Source organism: Streptosporangium sp. NPDC000563 (assembly GCF_040299985.1).
In the GTDB taxonomy this organism is placed as follows: Bacteria; Actinomycetota; Actinomycetes; order Streptosporangiales; family Streptosporangiaceae; genus Streptosporangium.
Genome location: NZ_JBEPDA010000020.1, coordinates 1 through 18164 on the forward strand (window position 1 = coordinate 1; position 18164 = coordinate 18164).

13 protein-coding genes are annotated in these 18164 nt (G+C 71.1%); 5 read left to right on the forward strand and 8 right to left on the reverse strand.

Annotation, left to right across the window (positions count from 1 at the left end; translation table 11 throughout):
* The first annotated feature begins 475 nt into the window (after positions 1-475).
* Positions 476-1582 (forward strand): AI-2E family transporter, encoded by a 1107-nt coding sequence (locus ABT352_RS31430; RefSeq protein ID WP_350948607.1) that lies wholly within the window; start codon positions 476-478, stop codon positions 1580-1582.
* A 4-nt stretch (positions 1583-1586) separates the two neighbouring features.
* The gene (locus ABT352_RS31435; protein ID WP_350948608.1) at positions 1587-2309 is read left to right on the forward strand and encodes a DUF6597 domain-containing transcriptional factor; all 723 of its coding nucleotides are present in this window, start codon (positions 1587-1589) and stop codon (positions 2307-2309) included.
* Between the two features lie 54 nt (positions 2310-2363).
* Here ABT352_RS31435 and ABT352_RS31440 read toward each other — a convergent pair whose 3' ends face one another.
* From ABT352_RS31440 to ABT352_RS31465, 6 genes are all read right to left on the reverse strand, one after another.
* Positions 2364-3203 (reverse strand): PhzF family phenazine biosynthesis protein, encoded by an 840-nt coding sequence (locus tag ABT352_RS31440; protein WP_350948609.1) that lies wholly within the window; start codon positions 3201-3203, stop codon positions 2364-2366.
* A gap of 117 nt (positions 3204-3320) precedes the next feature.
* Positions 3321-4712, reverse strand: a complete 1392-nt coding sequence (locus ABT352_RS31445; RefSeq protein ID WP_350948610.1) for a putative hexosyltransferase — start codon at positions 4710-4712, stop codon at positions 3321-3323.
* Positions 4713-4920: 208 nt separating this feature from the next.
* The gene (locus ABT352_RS31450) at positions 4921-6948 is read right to left on the reverse strand and encodes a carbohydrate binding domain-containing protein (protein WP_350948611.1); all 2028 of its coding nucleotides are present in this window, start codon (positions 6946-6948) and stop codon (positions 4921-4923) included.
* A 270-nt stretch (positions 6949-7218) separates the two neighbouring features.
* Positions 7219-8778, reverse strand: coding sequence for a cellulose binding domain-containing protein (locus ABT352_RS31455; protein ID WP_350948612.1), 1560 nt, complete (start codon positions 8776-8778; stop codon positions 7219-7221).
* A gap of 117 nt (positions 8779-8895) precedes the next feature.
* Complete coding sequence (locus ABT352_RS31460; protein WP_350948613.1) at positions 8896-10734, reverse strand: cellulose binding domain-containing protein; 1839 nt, start codon at positions 10732-10734, stop codon at positions 8896-8898.
* Positions 10735-11515: 781 nt separating this feature from the next.
* On the reverse strand, positions 11516-11863 hold the full coding sequence (locus ABT352_RS31465; RefSeq protein WP_350948614.1) for a luciferase domain-containing protein: 348 nt from the start codon (positions 11861-11863) through the stop codon (positions 11516-11518).
* Positions 11864-12155: 292 nt separating this feature from the next.
* On the opposite strand from ABT352_RS31465, the gene ABT352_RS31470 reads away from it, so the two are divergent.
* The gene (locus ABT352_RS31470) at positions 12156-12815 is read left to right on the forward strand and encodes a VC0807 family protein (RefSeq protein WP_350948615.1); all 660 of its coding nucleotides are present in this window, start codon (positions 12156-12158) and stop codon (positions 12813-12815) included.
* Between the two features lie 126 nt (positions 12816-12941).
* On the opposite strand, the gene ABT352_RS31475 is transcribed toward ABT352_RS31470, so the two are convergent.
* Together ABT352_RS31475 and ABT352_RS31480 are read right to left on the reverse strand one after the other, a co-directional pair.
* A complete protein-coding gene (locus tag ABT352_RS31475) occupies positions 12942-15335 on the reverse strand; it encodes an FtsX-like permease family protein (RefSeq protein ID WP_350948616.1) in 2394 nt (797 codons plus the stop codon).
* Entirely contained in the window at positions 15329-16081 is a 753-nt protein-coding gene (locus tag ABT352_RS31480; protein WP_350948617.1) for an ABC transporter ATP-binding protein, read from the reverse strand. The genes ABT352_RS31475 and ABT352_RS31480 overlap by 7 nt, the downstream gene beginning before the upstream one ends.
* 111 nt (positions 16082-16192) lie before the next feature.
* On the opposite strand from ABT352_RS31480, the gene ABT352_RS31485 reads away from it, so the two are divergent.
* Both ABT352_RS31485 and ABT352_RS31490 read left to right on the forward strand, forming a co-directional pair.
* Positions 16193-17401: a sensor histidine kinase gene (locus tag ABT352_RS31485; protein WP_350948618.1), complete on the forward strand. Its 1209-nt coding sequence runs from the start codon at positions 16193-16195 to the stop codon at positions 17399-17401.
* Entirely contained in the window at positions 17383-18081 is a 699-nt protein-coding gene (locus tag ABT352_RS31490) for a response regulator (RefSeq protein ID WP_350948619.1), read from the forward strand. The genes ABT352_RS31485 and ABT352_RS31490 overlap by 19 nt, the downstream gene beginning before the upstream one ends.
* Positions 18082-18164 lie beyond the last annotated feature (83 nt).

Consider the following 18164-nt stretch of genomic DNA (forward strand, 5'->3'; position numbering starts at 1 on the left):
CCCCCACCGAAGCGGGTAGGACGGGGTTGTGCTTCATGCACTGGCTTTTAACACACTGTTGAGTTCTCAAGAAACGGACGCGTACACCATCACCCACACCCGACCAACCGGTCCGGCAGAACTCCGGGGCGTTCCATTTCGTATCACTATCTTATCAGGAGTGTCGGTTTCGTGTCAAACTGTCGGATTTTCCGACCCTCGACTCGAACCCGCCGAACCCGCTAGGATTGCGGCCACCCCGTTTCCAGGGCAACCCCTCTAACTTACTCCAACATCCGATCGTTGTCCAACCGGATCTCGGCGTGACGCATGCGCCCCGACGAAGGGAGATGATCAGAAGGAGGGTCCCGAGGCTCTGGCGATCTCCGCCGACCCCCTCGGGCCTGTGAACTCTATGTACGTCGCCGCACTCCGTCAAATCGAAGTGCGCGCCCTGCCGTGACGTGTTTCCCGGCTGCTGGGTAGAGGGTCCGTTATGACGGACCAAAGAGTGTTGCCCAGGGCGCTCGTCGTACTCCTCTGCACCGCGGGGGCCGTGGTCACCCTGGCGGGCATCAAGGAGATCGGGTCGATCGTCGGACCGGTACTGCTCGCCCTGGTCCTGGTCCTCGCGGTCTCCCCGGTCAGGACCTGGCTTCGCGGACGCGGGGCTCCCGGGTGGACGCTGGTGGCGATCCCCCTGGTGATCGTGCTGCTCGTCCTCCTGGGCATGGTGGCGATCCTGACCGTGGCGATAGCGCAGATGGCGGCACTCGCGCCCACCTACGACGCGCAGTTCAGCCGGCTCGTCGCGGAGGCACAGGAGCAGGCGGCCAGGCTCGGCTTCGGCACCCAGCAGATGAACGAGGCGATCAATTCCTTCGACCCAGGGAAGATCTTCGCGCTCGCGCAGGGATTCGTCTCGGGGCTGCTGGGCGTCTTCTCCGGACTGGTCCTCATCATCGTCCTGCTCCTCGCCATGTGCCTGGACGCTCAGGCCTTCTCCAGGATCCTCGCCATGGGGGCGGAGCGCAGGCCCCTGCTTATTGAGGCACTCAACAACTTCGCCCACAAGACCCGCCGCTACCTCCTGGTCTCGACGGGGTTCGGGCTGATCTGCTCCGCGCTGGACGTGGCCGCGCTCTGGATTCTCGGTGTGCCACTCCCCCTCCTCTGGGGCGTGCTGGCGCTGATCACGAACTACATCCCCAACATCGGCTTCGTCCTGGGATTGATTCCGCCCGCTCTGCTCGGCCTCCTGGAGGGCGGGCCCAAAACCATGATCCTCGTGATCGTCGCCTACATGCTGATCAACTTCGTGGTGCAGTCGCTGATCCAGCCGAAGTTCCTCGGTGACGCCGTCGGTCTGTCCACCACCGTCACCTTCCTCTCGCTCATCCTGTGGACGTTCGTCCTCGGCCCACTGGGCGCACTGCTCGCCATCCCCCTCAGCCTGCTGACCCGCGCGCTGCTGCTCGACAGCGACCCCGACGGCAAGTGGGCCGTCGCCCTCGTCTCCGGGGAGGTTCCCGAGGACGAGAGGCCCGCGCCGGAGAGGAAGCCGGGCGGGGACGAGGTGAAGTCCTCGCCGCCCGTACCCTGAGGCCATGTATCGCGAGTGGGCGCCGGATCCTCGCCTCGCCGGGCGGGTGGCCTGCCTGTGGGTCAACGAGTCGTCCTCGGCCGCGACGCAGCCGGTCGTGCCCGACGGCTGTGTGGACCTGATCTGGGGTCCGAGGGGAGCGCAGGTCGCGGGACCCGACACGGGGCCGAAACCCGTCCGGATGGTGCCGGGTGACCGATACGCCGGGGTCCGGTTCAGGCCCGGCGCGGTGGGCGAACTGTTCGGTGTGCCGCTCGACAGCCTGCGCGACCTGCGGGTGCCGCTGTCCGACCTCGAATCCCTCTCGGAACTGTCCGATCTGGAGCCCCTCGCGGGACTCCGGCCGTCGGAGCCGCTCTTCGACGGCGTACAGCGGGCTCTGGTCGTACGGCTGCGCACGACGCCCGGGCCCGACCCCTCGGCGCCCGCGATCGCCGAGGCACTGCGGGCCGGGCGGAGCGTGCGGGAGGTGGCCTGGGAGCTGGGACTCGGTGAGCGACAGCTTCTGCGCCGGTCCGTGCGGGCCTTCGGCTACGGGCCGAAGGTGCTGCAGCGGGTGGTCAGGTTTCAGCGGGCGCTTGGCCTGGCCAGGCGCGGGGTCACGGCGGCCGAGGTCGCCGCGCTCAGCGGCTACGCCGACCAGGCCCACATGGCGAACGAGGTACGGCGGCTGGCGGGTGTGCCCCTGAAGCGGCTGCTCGATCGGTCCGGTGGCGAGAGCACCTGACCGGGTCCGCGCGGGCCGTCACCCCGGCCCGCGCGCGGTGCCCGCGGCTCGGGGTCAGGCGGTCTCCATCGCGACCGCTCCGCCGCTCACCCGGCTTCGGCCGTCCACGGAGGCGATCGAGACCTTCAGCGTGCTGGGCCGTCCCATGTCCACCCCCTGGATGACCGTGAACTCCGAGGAGCCGGTCCCGAGGACTCGCAGGTAGCCGCCGAACGCGGCGGCCGCGGCCCCGGTGGCGGGGTCCTCCACGACGCCCCCGACCGGGAACGGGTTGCGGGCGTGGAACCGCTCGTCGCTCTCCCGCCAGAACAGGTTCGCCGTCGTCCAGCCTTCGCGGGTCATGACCGCCTTCAGCCGCTCGTAGTCGTAGTCGAGGTCGGCCAGGCGTTCGCGAGAGGCCGCGGCGATCATGAGGTGATCGACGCCGCCGAACGCGACGTGCGGCGGGAAGGCCGGATCGAGGTCGTCGCGGGACCATCCGAGGGCGGTGAGCGCCTCCTCCAGCGCGTCCTCCGCGACGGGCCTGGAGTACGTGGGAACGCTGGTGAGCGTGGCGCGGAGCGCGTCGTCGACGATCTCGGTGTCGACGACGATCTCACCCGCCCTGGTGTCGAAGGCCAGACGCCCGATCCCGAGGCGTTCGGCGAGCGCCACCGAGGTGGCGATCGTGGCGTGCCCGCAGAACGCCACCTCGGCCGAGGGGGCGAAATACCGGACCGTGAAGGCGCGCCGCTCGTCGTCGCGGGCGGTCAGGAAAGCCGTCTCGGAGTATCCGACCTCGGCGGCGACGGCCAGCATCTCCGCGTCGGAGAGGCCGGCCGCGTCGAGAACGATCCCGGCGGGGTTTCCTCCTTCGGGATCGTGGGTGAAAGCGGTGTATCGCAGGATTTCCACGGTGCTCGTCACAGGACCGGAACCTATCAGCCAGGCCAGGGCTCGCCGGAGCCTGCCGGGGCCCCGCCACGCGGCTGTGACGGGGACGCGGACACGGAGGTCAGGCGATGCGGGAGCTCAGGTGGAGGCGGAGACGGGTGTCGACGGCGGTGGCCCCTCGGAGGAGGGGGTGGCGGGTGCGCGGAAGACCCGGCGCTCCCAGGGCATGGCGAGCGCCAGGATCGGCAGCAGCACGATGGACGCCTGCGACCAGACGACGTGGAGACTTCGCCAGGTGGCGGAGTCGAACTGGGTCATGTAGAGGTAGCCGTACCCCGCCCAGAGTGAGGCTCCGATGATCGCGGGCCACGCGAAGCGGGTGGGGCGGGCGATCAGGAACGGCATGAACCACAGGAGATACTGCGCGCCGAGCCTGGGGGTGGTGACCATGAAGGCGAGCAGCAGCGCCGTGGTGAGGTCGATCGGGTCGGCACGGCGCCACAGGAAGGCCGTGATCAGCATGGTGACGTAGATCAGGCGGGTGCCGAAGGTGGCGATCCCCTGGTTGAGGTCGTTGACGCCGTTCATGAGGATGGCGCTGTAGCCCCACTGGCCGACGATCGGGCGGATGTCCTGGATCACCCGGATGACCTCGGGGATCTGGCTCAGCGAGGTACCGGCGAAGATCGGCAGGGTGACGAGGAAGAAGATCGGCGCGATGCCCGTGGCCACGAACGCCACGGCGCGGGCGCGGAAGGTGGGCAGCAGCAGGAGCAGGCCGGGGATGAGCCAGATCGGCCAGCTCTTGGCGCACAGCGCGAGCCCCATCAGCAGTCCCGCGAACAGGGCCCGGCGCAGCGACTGCCGGTCGCCCTCGCGCGGGGTGAGCGCCGCTCGGAGCACCCCGTCCGGGCCGAAGGCGTGCCGTACGGCGCCGGCGAGGCCGTGGAGGGCGACGCTCTGCCGCACCATCGCGACCGGGTTGGTGGTCATGCCCGGCCGGTGGGGGTCGCCGGGGCCTCGGGCGACGACGAAGGCGGCGACGCCGAAGACCAGGGCGACCGGCTCGACCTGGCCGTGGACGGAGGCGACGAGGATGGCGAGCGGGTTGCAGGCGTACTGGAAGGCGCGCAGCGAGGCGTTGGGCCCCCCGGCGAGCTTGCCGACCAGCGGGATCAGCACGATGTCCGCGACCACGGTGACCAGGCGCCCGCCGACCTCCCAGGGGATGCCCAGCCAGAGCAGGAGACCGTAGACGTAGGGGATGGTCGGCAGGAAGTGCCAGCCTCCCGAGCTGCCCAGCACGGGATCCTCACGGTTCAGGACCGCCTCGCCGGCGGGCTTGAAGCTGTTGATGAAGTCGACCGGTTGCCAGGTGTCCACCGCCGATGTGGCCATGATGAGCACTCTGAAGGCGATTCCCACTCCCAGCACGACCAGGAGGGAGGGTCTCCAGCCTTTCCATTGCGCTACCAGGGCGAGCACGACACCGGTGACGAGGACGAACCCCGTGAGAATTGCGTAGTCCATGACGGCCCCTAGCCTGCCCGACCTGGCGACCAGCCAGCCACCCGCATTCCCAAAACGAGACCACTCTGCCAGTTTTACGGCTTTCTGGATCAAGGCCGTCACGACGGGTGACCGTCTCGGGGCGCGGGCGCGCGCAGGAGAACCCGCGGGGCACACCGGGGTGGAACCTCGCCGCCGGAGGTCCGTCTCCTCCGGCGGCGAGGGGTTATCAGCCCAGGCCGTCGAGATAGGCCCGGTGGTTGCGGGAGAACTCGAAGGCGTTGTACCTGTCCCAGTTGATCGACCAGGTCATCAGGCCCCGGAGGTTCGGGTAGACCCCTCTGGGCCGGTACGTCCCGCAGTTCGTCCCCTTGGCCAGGCAGTCGAAGGCCTTCTGAACCTCGGCGACCGTGGTGAAACCGTTACCCGCGAACGGGGCGGCGGGCAGGCCGATCGCGACCTGGTCCTGGCGCAGGGCGGGGAAGACGTTGTTCGGGTTGCCCGCGATGGGGAAGCCCGCGAGCAGCATGTCGGTCATGGCGACGTGGAAGTCGTGGCCGCCCATGGTGTGGTACTGGTTGTCCAGCCCCATGATCGGCCCGGAGTTGTAGTCCTGGACGTGCAGCAGGGTCAGGTCGTCGCGCATCGCGTGGATGACGGGGAGGTACGAGGCGGCCCGCCGGTCGGCGGAGCCGTTCGGGCCGGGACCGTAGAACTGGTAGCCCAGCTGGACGAAGAACGTCTCGGGGGCCATGGTCAGCACGAACCGCGTGCCGTACCTGGCCTTGAGGGTCTTGAGCGCGGAGATCAGGTTGACGATGACCGGGGTGGTGGGGGCGGACAGGTTGGTGTCGCCGTTGTCGAGATAGAGGGAGTGGCCCTCGAAGTCGATGTCCAGCCCGTCGAGGCCGTACCTGTCGATGATGGCGCTCACCGACTGGACGAACCTGTCGCGTGCGGCGGTGGTGCTCAGCTGGACCTGGCCGTTCTGGCCGCCGATCGAGATCAGCACCTTCTTGCCGAGTGCCTGCTTGGCCCGGATTCCGGCGATGAACTCGGCCTCGGACTCGACGTTGGGGCATTCGGCGGCCGGGCACTGGGTGAAGCGGATGTCTCCCGAGGTCACCGAGGTGGGTTCGCCGAAGGAGAGGTTGATGACGTCCCAGGCGTTGGGTACGTCCGCCATCCGCGTGTAGCCGGAGCCGTTGGCGAAGGAGGCGTGCAGGTAGCCGACCAGCACCCGTTTGGGCAGGTTGCCGGGGGGTGTGCCGGTGACGGTCGCGGAGACCGCGCCGGACCTCGCGGACTCGCCCGAGGCGTTGGTCGCGCTCACCTGGTAGCTGTGCGTCCCCGCACCGGGGCTGTCGGTGTAGGAGGTCGCGGTGGGTGCGCCGATCTTCGTCCCGTTGCGGTAGACGTTGTAACCGGTCGCGCCCGAGGAGGCGTTCCACCTCAGCGCGACGCTCGTGCCGCTGACGGTGGCGGCGAGCCCCGAGGGTGCGGACGGGGGTGGCTGGCTGCCGCCGACCGTGACGGAGATCGCGCCGGACTTCGCGGACTCGCCCGAGGCGTTGGTCGCGCTCACCTGGTAGCTGTGCGTCCCCGCACCGGGGGTCTCGGTGTAGGTGGTCCCGGTGGCGGTGCCGACCTTCGTCCCGTTGCGGTAGACGTTGTAGCCGGTCGCGCCCGAGGAGGCGCTCCAGCTCAGCGAGGCGGTGGTGGCGTTGCCGGTGCCGGTGAGCCCGGTGGGCGCCGCGGGAGGCTGTCCCTGCCCCGGTGCTCCGTCGAGGACGACGTCGTCGGCCTGGTAGACGCCTTGGCCGTACCAGCCGTTGACGTAGATCGTGACCGAGGTGGTCGAGGCGCCGGTGGTGAACGAGGTCGACAGCTGGACGTAGGACGACGGTGAGGACGCCCATGTGCTGGGGTCGGTGCCACCGGTGCCGGTCGCGCCGAGGAAGACGTAGCCGCCCCTCACCCAGGCCGACAGGGTGTAGGCCGAGGACGGTCTGACGCTGATCGTCTGCTGACAGCGGGCGGTGTCGTTCCCGGCCGGTGTGGCCTGCAGTGCCCTGGTGCCGCTGTGGACCGGAGTGGACACCGCCGTGGCTCCGGAGGACGCCGTGCAGGTCCAGCCGGTCAGCCCGCTCTCGAAGCCGGGGTTGACCGCGATGTTGGCGGCGTGGGCGGGTGACGCGGCGAGCGTCGTCCCGCCCAGCGCCAGTACGGCGATCGCCGCGAGTTTCCTGAGGTACATCCGATTTACCCCGCAAGGATCTTTAGGAGGGTGTTCGTGGGGCACGGCCCGCCCCCGGGCGGGGTGCGGGCCGTGCCGGACGGGTCGTGCGGGAAGCGCGGAGCGTTTCCGTTCCGCGCCAGCGCCGGGCGTCCGGTGGGACCGTTCGGGCCTGACGTGGCACGCGGTTCCGTTCCGCGCACGTGCCGGGCGCCTTCGCCCGGCGCGTGCTCCGCGTCGGACGGGCCCGCGCCGGACGTTCTCGTCCTGGGCGGGCCCGCTCCGCGCGGGTCAGAAGCCGGCGGTGACGCGGGTGAAGTCCCAGTCGCTCTGGGCGATCCCGCTGCAGTTGGAGGTCACGCCGCCGCCCGGGCAGGGACGGTCGCGGTTGACCGACCAGTAGGCGAAGCGGGTCAGGCCCTTGGACTTGGCCCAGTCGCGGATCTGGGTCCAGGTCGCGACCGTGGTCAGTTCCTGCTGGTCGGACAGGCCGTTCATGCCGGAGATGCCCATGCGGGCGTACGCCTGCGCGTCGGTCCAGCCGTTGGCTGCCTTGAGCGCGTTCTTCAGGCCCTCCGAGGCGTTGACGGTGGCGGTGTAGATGTTCGAGGCGCCGAAGTCGAACGGCATGATCGTGTAGTTGTCGATCGGCACGGCGAGCGCCTTGGCCTGGTTGATCAGGCGGATGCCGTGGGAGGTCGGGCCGGTGGTCGAGGTGCCGAAGGTGACGACGACCTTGACGTTCGGGTTGTTCTGCTTGACGATCTTCAGGCCGTTGAGGATGCGGTCCTGGACGGTGTAGTTCTCGAACTCGTCGGTGTTCTCGATGTCGAAGTCGACGACCGCGGGACCGACGGCGTTGATCACCTGCTGCACCGCTCCGGCGAAGGCCGCCGGGGTGGAGCAGTTCGGGCCGAGCTTGTTGCCCGACCATCCGCCGAAGGAGATCTGCACGCTGCCGCCCGCGGCCTTGATCTGGTTGATCGCGGCCTGGTCGGCGCCGCCGGTGAGCGGCCTCGATCCGTCCCAGGCGGGGTTGCAGCCGCCGCTGGACAGGATGAACGCCATGGTGAAGGACTTCACGCCGGTGGCGTTCATGACGGTCACCGGGTTGGGCGGGTTGCCCCAGCCCATGTAGAGGTAGGGGGCTCCGGCCATCTTGCCGCCCGGGTCGGGGTTGGTGCAGCCGGTGGTGGTGGCGCTCACCGCGCCGCTCGCGGCCGACTCACCCTGCGCGTTGTACGCCCTGACCGTGTAGGTGTGCGAGGTGCACGTCCCCAGCGAACCGATCGTGGCACTCGTACCACTCACCTGCGCCCGCTGCGTACCCCCCTCATAAACCCGATACCCCGTCACGGTGCCACTGGAGGCACCCCACGACAACGAGATCGACGAGTTCGTCGTCCCCGTCACCGACGGGGTGCCAGGTGTGCCGGGGGTTCCCGGGACGCTGCCGCCGCCGCAGGCCACGCCGTTGAGCGTGCAGTTCGACGGGACCACCCCACCCGGACTGCCGTTGAAACCGAAACTCGCCGTCGCCCCCGGAGCGATGGTGGCGTTCCAGCCGACGTTGCTGAAGGTGAAACGCTGCCCGCTACGACTCATCGCCGCGTCCCAGAAAGACCCGACGTTCGCCCCCGAGGGCAGATCGAAGGCGACCGACCAGCCGTTGATCGCCGTCGTACCACCATTCGTGATCGTGTACTTGCCCTCGAAACCGGTACCCCAGTCCGAGGTTTTGGTGAAGACGGCGGTGGTGGGTGCCGCGAACGCGGGGGTCGCGACCGTTGACAGGCCGATTGACATGCCGAGCGCGGCGAGGACCGCGGTCAGCGTTCGTCGAAATCTCATGGCACTTCCTCGGTTGGGGGGAGGAGATCGGAGGTGCGGGGTCGGGGGTCTCGGGCCCGCCCGGGCGCGTCGTGGACGGTGAGGTGCCGGGCGGGTCCGGGGTCTGAGGTGCGGGGGCTAGGGCAGGGTCGCGAGGTGCGGCTTGACGGTCCTGGAGAAGTTCCAGTTGTTGCTGGCGTCCCAGTTGATCGACCAGGTCATCGCGCCGCGGATCCCGGGGTAGGCGCGCGGCGGCACGAAGCTGCCGCAGCCGGTCCTGGTGGCGAGGCAGGTGAGGGCCTGGTTCACCAGGGCGGGGGCGACGATCCCGCCGCCCGCCGCGCCGGGTCCCGCGGGCAGTCCGAGCGCCACCTGGTCGGGACGCAGCCCGTTCTCCAGCTGGATGCAGGCGAGCGCGGTCATGAAGTTGACCGACCCCTGCGAGTAGGCGAACGTCTGGTCGCAGCCGAGCATGGAGCCCGAGTTGTAGAACTGGGTGTGGACGACGGTGAGGATGTCCTTGATGTTCAGCGCCAGCTTGAAGTACTCGGCGCCGGTGGACTGCATGTCGATGGTCTGCGGCGCCATCGTGATGATCAGGTTCGCGCCCGCCTTCGCCCGCAGCGACCGGAGTGCCTGGCCCATGTAGGTGGAGTTGAGCCCGTTCTCCAGGTCGATGTCGACGCCGTCGAAGCCGTAGCTCTGCATCAGGGCGTAGACGGTGTCGGCGAACTTGGTCGCGGCGGCGGCGCTCGCCACCTGCACGCGGCCCGCCTCGCCGCCGACCGAGAGGATGACCTTCTTGCCACGGGAGTGGAGGGTCTGCACGTCGGCCCTGAACTGGGCGTCGGTGTAGCCGCCGAGGGAGGCGGACAGGCCCGGGTCCACGGCGAAGACGACCTCACCGGGGGTGGCGGTGGCCTCTCCGAAGGAGACCGCGACCAGGTCGTACTCGTTGGGCACCGCCGACAGCCGCAGTTCGACGGCCGGGTTGTCGAAGTTGTGCCAGTAGCCGGTGAGGAAGTGCTTGGGCAGCTGGCCTCCGCCGGTGCAGCCGGTCGTGGTCGCGCTCGCCGGGTCGCTCTTGGGGCTCTCGCCCGCGGAGTTGTACGCCGCCACCGTGTAGGTGTGCGCCTCGCACACACCCAGCCCGGACACCGTCGTGCTCGTCCCGGTCACGGTCGCCCGCACCGTCGACCCCTCGTACACCCGGTAGCCGGTCACCGTTCCCGAGGACGCGCCCCATGACAGCGCCACGCTGTTCGCGCCGCCCGTCGCGGCCACCGCGCCCGGCTTGCCGGGGACGCCGCCGGTGCAGCCGGTGGTGGTGGCGCTCACCGCGCCGCTCGCGGCCGACTCACCCTGCGCGTTGTACGCCCTGACCGTGTACGTGTGCGAGGTGCACGTCCCCAGCGAACCGATCGTGGCACTCGTACCACTCACCTGCGCCCGCTGCGTCGACCCCTCATAAACCCGATACCCCGTCACGGTGCCACTGGAGGCACCCCACGACAACGAGATCGACGAGTTCGTCGTCCCCGTCACCGACGGAGTGCCTGGCGTACCCGGGATGGTGGGAGTACCGCCACCGCAGGCCACGCCGTTGAGCGTGCAGTTCGACGGGACCACCCCACCCGGACTGCCGTTGAAACCGAAACTCGCCGTCGCCCCCGGAGCGATGGTGGCGTTCCAGCCGACGTTGCTGAAGGTGAAACGCTGCCCGCTACGACTCATCGCCGCGTCCCAGAAAGACCCGACGTTCGCCCCCGAGGGCAGATCGAAGGCGACCGACCAGCCGTTGATCGCCGTCGTACCACCATTCGTGATCGTGTACTTGCCCTCGAAACCGGTACCCCAGTCCGAGGTTTTGGTGAAGACGGCGGTGACCGAGGCGGCCTGGGCGGGTAGCGCGACCGTCATCGACAGGAGCAGTGCCGCCAGTGCGACGAGAGAACGAGCGATGGCGTGTGGTTTCACGTTGACCTCATGCGTTTCGTGGGGTGACCGTACGGCCCGCGCCGCGCGAGGGGGGTGCGCGGATGTGGCGCGGGCCGTACGGCGGGGTGGGCTCGGTCTCGCCCAGGGACGGGGACCGTTCCGTTGATCGGCGCGGGGCGCCGGGGACCGCCGGGATCGGCGGGGCGTCACCGGCTCGTGGCTCCCGGACGGCGGTGCTCGGCCGTGGCTCGCGGGCGCCGGCCTGAGTCCTCGGGGCGGGCGACGGCGGCGCCGATGAGCGCCGTGCGGACACCCGTATCGATGGCGGGCGTGGCGAGGGCCGTGACGGCGAGGAGGGGGACGGCCGTGACGCCGGGCGTGGGCAGGCCTCGGCGAGGGCTTGCAGCCGCAGTCAGGACGGGTGGGGAAAGGGCGCGCCGCATGATCGCTCCGATGGACGTGGAACCTGGGGGGTGAGGCGTCCGGACGGTCGGACCTTCGGTGGCGACGGCTGCCGCCGTCGGGTTGTCGCAGCTAGGGGTCGAGGGGAGGGGACGCGCGAGCCATGGGCACCCCCGGTCGGCACTTCTTTTAGGAAAGTTTCCTAAGAGTTGTCGTGATCGTAGCCTTGACACACCCCTGACACAAGGCCCAAAAAAACGCCGGACGCTCACGCCGTCCGGGAAACACGGGGGAGGAAGGGCGTCGGCCGCCGACGGGCGCGGGGGCGCCGTTCGTCGACTTCGGCGCGAGGCCGGCTATCAAGGACTCCGGGTCGCGACGGCGACACCGACGAGCGAGAGGAGTGGCCCGAGATCGGCTATCGCGAGGTCTGGTTCGCCTTGATCGCGACGCTGACGAGCGAGAGGAACAGTTCGGCGTCGGCCCGGCCCTCGATGGACATGGCCACCCACCCGTCGTCGGCTCCGGGGGTGACCCGGCGGCAGTCGGTGAGCACCCGCGCCCATCGGTCGATCACGGGTTTGGTGAGGAGCAGTTCCGCGGTGTGGTCGCCGGACATCCTGACGATCTCCCGGCCATCGGCCCGGAACCCGAGCCCTTTTCTGGTGCGCTTCAGCGCCAGGGCCGGCCAGCGGAGGAGCTGGGCCGCCACATTCTCGACACCCTCGGTGGAACGGCGGGACGCGTGCGTGCGCAGCACTGCCATGTCTCTCATCGTCGCGGACCGGACACGATCGGGAAAGCTCCTGTTTCATAACCGTTACCGGCGTAGTGATCCTTCTGGAGAATCGTAATGATCCTCACCGTTCTCAACCGTTATTGCAGTGTTATTGAGTTGTTTTCGCGAGAGCACGAACCGGCGTCGGGTACGGTGAGTGCCCGGTGAACACCGGAGGTAGCCCTTTCCAGCACCCCCTGCGACGACTGACATGTTCGTGTCATGCCGGGGTAGGCGTGAGCGTCCAGCGTCTGCCGTCGCACCAGCCCGTGGAGCGTCAATGAGCCACCAGCCCATCGTCCTCCCGCGTCTCGCCGCTCTGGCCAGGCAGGCCGCGCCGAGACTGCTGGAGGGCGTCGTCGCCCCCCTCGCCGTCTTCTACGCCGCCCTCGCCCTCCTCGGCCTCAAGGGCGCGCTGATCGCGGCGGTCGCCTGGGTGTACGCGGGGGTGGGGTGGCGGCTGGTCCGGCGGGTCCCCGTGCCGGGGACGATGATCCTCGCCACCGTCGCGATCACCGTGCGGGCGCTGCTGGGGTTCTGGACCGGGAGCGCGGTGATCTACTTCCTGCAGCCGGAGCTCGGGACGATCTGCATCAGCGTGCTCTTCCTCGCCTCGGTGCGCCTCAACCGCCCGCTGGTGCAGAGGCTCACCCTCGACTACATCCACCTGCCCTCCGCGGTGCTGAGACACGAGCGGGTCCGCCGCTTCTTCGCCCGCATCACCCTGCTGTGGGCCTTCGTGCTGCTCGCCAACTCCGCGGTGAGCATCTGGCTCCTGCTGCACGAGTCGATCGGCACCTACCTGCTGGTCCGCACCAGCGCCGTGGCCGTGATCAGCGGCCTGGCCGTGGCCTTCTCCCTGTACGCCTTCCGCCGGATGCTGAGCCGCCTGCACCACGACCCCGTCGCCACCCCGGCCATCGCCGCCCCGCCCGCCTAGCGCCCGGACTCCCGCCCGCCCCTGCCCCCTGACCGCTCGGGTTCCCGCCCCGCGCGGCCGTCGCCGCGCCGGTCACCCGGTGTCCGGGGCGGGGTGGACGCACGGTGTTCGGAGCGTCCGGAACGGTCAGCGCCTCGCCGGGAGCCGTACGGCGGGGCGGGCGGCGAGTACGGCGGCGCAGACGGCGAGGGCCAGGCAGGCGGCGATCACCCCCAGGATGAGCGGCCACGGCACCACGAGGGGGACGTCCGCGCGCATCGCCGTGGCGAGGGCGCCTCGCATGCCCATCAGCGCGGGCAACGCCACCACGAGCCCCAGCCCCGCGCCGAGCAGCACCACGAGCGCCGACTCGGCGGCCACCGTCCCGAGCACCTGCCGTCCCGTCGCGCCCGACAGGCGCAGCACCGCGAGGTCGCGGACGCGCCCGGCCGCCGACATCACCATCGTGTTCACGATCGCCACGCCCGCGTAGGCCGTGGACACCACGACGAGGAGCACGGTCGCGATCCACACGAGCCGGTCCTCCTCGGCGTCCGCCTCCGCCGAGTAGGTGCGGACGTCCACCGCGCGTGCCCCCGGACCCGGCGGTGCCGGGGTGCCCGCGACGTACGCCTCCTTGGCGAGGGTCGTCGCGTCGTGCCTTCTGAACAGTTCGCGGGACAGCAGGACGTCGGCGCCCGCCTCCCGGACCACGCCCGCCACCGTCGGTGACGCCGAGGTGCCGTCCTCGAACGACACCGGCAGCGGCGAGCCCGGCCGCAGCCCCCGGTCCTCGGCCAGCCAGTCCGCCACGAGCACCCGGTCGGCGTCCCTGAGCGCGTCGAGCGAGCCGGACACCACCTGGACGTCACCCGCCGACTCCAGGAGTTCCGGGGTGGCACCGATGGCGCTCAAAACACCGCCGTCCGGCTCGAACAGGGCGCCGAACAGGGACGATCGTGCGCCTGAGGCCGACGCCGCCGTGTCCGTGAGCCCCGGCGTACCGTCCGGCACGATCACCGCGTCCGCCCGGATCGTGGTGGCGCGCACCTCGGCGAACGCCGCGGCCGTCGTCCGCACCATTCCCGTGATCAGGATCGCGCAGCCCACCGTGACCAGTACCGGGGTGGCCGTGGCCGCGGTGCGGCGGACCGCGGTCAGCGCGTTCTCCCTGACGAGCGTCCCGGTCGCGCCCCGGCCCCGGGCGAGCGGCCACGACACCAGCCGCGCCACCGGCGGCACGATCGCGGGCGAGAGCAGCGCCACCCCCGCGATCACCCCCATCGCCGCGACCAGGCCCGACAGCGCGAACGCCTCAGAGCCGTCCGAGCCCCACGCGTCGACCGCGGCCACCAGTCCCAGCGCGCAGCACACCGCCCCGGCGATCCACCGCGCGCGCGGCATCGGCCGGTCGTCCACCTCGGCCTCGCGCAACGCCTCCAGCGGACGCACGCGCGCGGCCCGCCCGGACGCCGACCACACCCCCGCCAGCGTGACGACCACCCCCATCGCGAACGAACCCGCGAGCGGCGGCACCGACAACCGCACCGCGAAGCCCGGCGGTTCGAACCCGGCCGTGACCAGCACGTCCCCCAGCACGGGAGCGAGCGACGCTCCGGCCGCCACCCCCGCCGCCGTCGCGATCACACCGACCAGCAGCGCCTCGCCGTACACCATCCGCCGCACCTGGCGCGGCGTCGCGCCGACGGCGCGCAGCAGGCCGAACTCGCGCCGCCGCTGCGCCACCCCCACCGCGAACGTCGAGCCCACGACCAGGATCGACACGAACACCGACAGCGTGGCCATCCCGGTGAGGACCTGCAGGCCGATCCATCGGGTCCGCTCGTGCTCCCGCGTCTCCAGGACGTCGCGCCCCTCCCCCGTGCGCACCACCCCGGACGCGCCGGCCACCGTCCGTGCGGCCGCGGCGACCGCGAAAATGTCCGCCCCCGGCTCGGTGACCAGGCCGATCGCGCGCACCCCCGCCGGTACGCGGGCCGCCTCGGTGTCGCTCAGGTACACCCCGGGCCCGTTCACCGTGCCGGACACCGTGTACGTCACCGGCCCGTGCGCGGTCAGCACCCGCACCCGCGCCCCCGGCGCGAGCCCGAGCGACCGGTCCAGCGCCACCTCGCCCTCCCGTGGCGCGGCGCCCGCCGTCAGCGTGTACGGCGCCAGCGCCGCCGCCGACCACGCGTACCCCCGGTCACCCGCCGCCGGCCTGCCGTCGACGACCGGCTGCGCGTAGAACATCCGATCCGGTACGGCGTGTGCCACCCCGGGGATCGCGCCCAGCCGTTCCCGCAGCGACGCGACCGTCTCCGGCGACCAGGGAGGATCCGGGGCGAAGTTACCGTCGCCCCGCTCGATCGCCGGCACCGAGACGAACACGGGCGCCCCCGCCAGCCGGTCGGGCACCCTCGCCCCGGCCGAGGTGAGGGCGAGGACGCTCATCGACACCGTCGTCATGCCGAGAAAGAGCACGACGAACCCCCCGGCGAAGGAGTGCCACCGCTCCCGCGATGTCGCGAAGGTCAGCACGGCACGACCTCCAGTGCGGCCATCCGGGCGGCGACGATCTCGGCGGTGACGGTTCCGGTGTACTCGTCCACCACGCGCCCGTCGGCGAGGAAGAGCACCCGGTCGGCGTAGGAGGCCGTCACCGGGTCGTGCGTCACCATGATCATTGTTTGTCCGTGGTCGTCGACGAGCCCGCGCAGCATGCCGAGGACCTGGTGCGACACCCTGGTGTCGAGCTGGCCGGTCGGCTCGTCGGCGAACACCACGGCGGGCCTGGTGATCAGCGCCCGCGCGATGGCCACGCGCTGCTGCTCGCCGCCGGACAGGCCGCTGGGCCGGTGCCCCGCCCGGTCCGCGAGGCCGACCTCCGCCAGCGCCGCCCGGATCAGGCCGGCCGGGGCCGCGCGGCCGGCCAGGCGCAGCGGCAACGCGACGTTCTGCTCGGCGGTGAGCGCGGACACCAGGTTGAACGCCTGGAAGACGAACCCCACCCGCTCGCGGCGCAACAGGGTGAGGCCGTTCTCGTTCAGCGAGCCGAGGTCGGTGTCCTCGATGGCGACCGTGCCGTCGGTCGGCCGGTCCAGGCCCGCCGCGCAGTGCAGCAGGGTGGACTTCCCTGATCCGGAAGGCCCCATGATCGCCGTCAGCGTGCCCGCGCGGAAGCTCGCCGTCACCCCGTCGAGGGCCTTCACCGGGTGGGCGGCCGTGCCGTACAGCCGGCGCACCGCCCGCAGCCGCACGGTCTCCCTGTGATCTGTCGAGTGCATGCCGTTCAGCAAAGCCGCCCGTGCCGTGCCGGCGCATTGGCGCAGGGGCGAGAGGTGAGGGTAGACCTGGCACTACCGCGCCCGCACCCCCGGATCGGTTAACGTCGGAGGGTGTTCGCCCGTACTGCCTTGGCGGCGATGACCCGCAGGCCGTCGGTGTTCCTCCGCTCCTCATGGCCCTGGCGTTCGCTCGCCTACCTGCTGTGCAGCGCGATCCACGCGGTGGCCGCGTGCGTGATGATCTACGCGGCCTACGCCTACGGCGTCGGGTTCGCGACCGTGGCCGGGCTGTTCGCCGTGATCGTGCTCACCCTGCCGTCGGGGGCGTTCGAACGATGGCGGCTCCGGTTGGTGGACGGCGCGCCCGTGCCCGATCCGCACCTGAGGCCACCGCGCCCGGGGCCGTGGGCCTGGCTCACCACCCGCCTGCGCGAGCAGGCGACCTGGCGGGAGCTGGGGTTCACGGTCGTCGCGGTGTCCGTGATGTGGCTGATGGACCTGGGACTGGTCTCGTCGGCGCTCTGGCTGCCGCTGCTGTTGATCTCCGGGCCTTTCCAGCCGGGCATGGACCCGTTGGACGGCGTGCCGCTGTTCGTCGCCGGGCTGCTGCTGTTCCCGCTCTTCGCCTACATGACGGCCGCGTGGGCGGGCACCCGGGCCCTGATCACGCGGGCCGTCCTCGCGCCGGGCCACACGGAGATCATCCGCTCTCGCGCCCGGCTCGTCGACGCGTTCGAGGCCGAACGCCGCCGGATCGAGCGCGACCTGCACGACGGCGCCCAGCAGCGACTGGTGTCCCTCAGCATGAGACTCGGCCTCGCCCGGCTCGACCTGCCGCCGGGGTCGCCCGCCGAGGCGCAGATCGTCGAGGCGCACGAGGAGGCCAAACGCGCCCTCGCCGAGCTGCGCGAGCTGATCCGGGGCGTCCACCCCCAGGTGCTCACCGACCGGGGGCTGGGCGCGGCGGTACGCGATGTGGCGGGCCGCTCTCCCCTCCCCGTCCACGTCGACGTCTCGCTGCCCTGCCGGTTGCCGTCCCCGATCGAGGTGACCGCCTACTACGTCGTGTCGGAGGCGCTCGCCAACATCGCCAAGCACAGCCTGGCCCGGCGCGGTTTCGTGTACGGCCGGCTCCTCGACGGCACGCTGGTGCTGGAGATCGGCGACGACGGGGTGGGAGGCGCCGACCCGGCCGCCGGGTCGGGGCTCACCGGGCTCGCCGACCGGGTCGCCGTGACCGACGGCGTGATGACCCTGTCCAGCCCGCCCGGCGGGCCGACGTCGCTACGTGTGGAGATCCCGTGTCCCGTCTCCGGATAACCCTCGCCGAGGACGGCGTGCTGCTCCGCGAAGGGCTCGCCGGGCTCCTCGACCGGTTCGGCCACGAGGTGGTCGCCTCGGTCGGCGACGGCGAGGCGCTGATCGCCGCCGTGGCCGAGCACGAACCCGACATCGTCGTCGTCGACGTGCGCATGCCGCCCGGCTTCACCGACGAGGGACTGCGCGCCGCGCTCGCGCTGCGCGCCTCCCACCCCGGGCTCGCCGTCCTGGTGCTCAGCCAGTACGTCGAGCAGACCTACGCGGCCGAGCTGCTCGACTCCGACGGCGGCGCGGGGATCGGCTACCTGCTGAAGGACAGGATCGGCGAGGTGCGGGAGTTCGTGGACGCGGTGGAGCGGGTCGCCGAGGGGCACACGGTCGTGGACCCGGAGGTGGTGCGGCAACTGCTCGGCCTCCGGCGCGGGCCGCTGTCCCGGCTCACCCCGCGTGAGCGGGAGGTCCTCGGCCTGGTCGCGGAGGGCCGCTCCAACGCCGCCATCGCCCGCGCGCTGGTGGTCACCGAGGCGGCGGTGTCCAAGCACATCGCCGGCATCCTCACCAAGCTCGACCTGCCCGTCGCGCAGGACGACCACCGCCGTGTCCTCGCCGTCCTCGCCTATCTCCGGGGCCGGCCGGGCGGCCCGGAGGCGGAGCGACCGCGGCGACCGCTCCGCCGTTGATCACGCCTCCTCGATACGGCCGGTGCGGGGAGCTCCGGCGCTGACCGCGTCTCCTCGATACGGCCGGAGAGCTCGGGGAGAGA

Excerpts from the sequence above, each read along its gene's own strand:
- ABT352_RS31430 (WP_350948607.1), top strand. The coding sequence starts at position 476 with ATGACGGACCAAAGAGTGTTGCCCAGGGCGCTCGTCGTACTCCTCTGC.
- ABT352_RS31435 (WP_350948608.1), top strand. The coding sequence starts at position 1,587 with ATGTATCGCGAGTGGGCGCCGGATCCTCGCCTCGCCGGGCGGGTGGCC.
- ABT352_RS31445 (WP_350948610.1), bottom strand. The coding sequence starts at position 4,712 with ATGGACTACGCAATTCTCACGGGGTTCGTCCTCGTCACCGGTGTCGTG.
- ABT352_RS31450 (WP_350948611.1), bottom strand. The coding sequence starts at position 6,948 with ATGTACCTCAGGAAACTCGCGGCGATCGCCGTACTGGCGCTGGGCGGG.
- ABT352_RS31455 (WP_350948612.1), bottom strand. The coding sequence starts at position 8,778 with ATGAGATTTCGACGAACGCTGACCGCGGTCCTCGCCGCGCTCGGCATG.
- ABT352_RS31465 (WP_350948614.1), bottom strand. The coding sequence starts at position 11,863 with ATGGCAGTGCTGCGCACGCACGCGTCCCGCCGTTCCACCGAGGGTGTC.
- ABT352_RS31470 (WP_350948615.1), top strand. The coding sequence starts at position 12,156 with ATGAGCCACCAGCCCATCGTCCTCCCGCGTCTCGCCGCTCTGGCCAGG.
- ABT352_RS31480 (WP_350948617.1), bottom strand. The coding sequence starts at position 16,081 with ATGCACTCGACAGATCACAGGGAGACCGTGCGGCTGCGGGCGGTGCGC.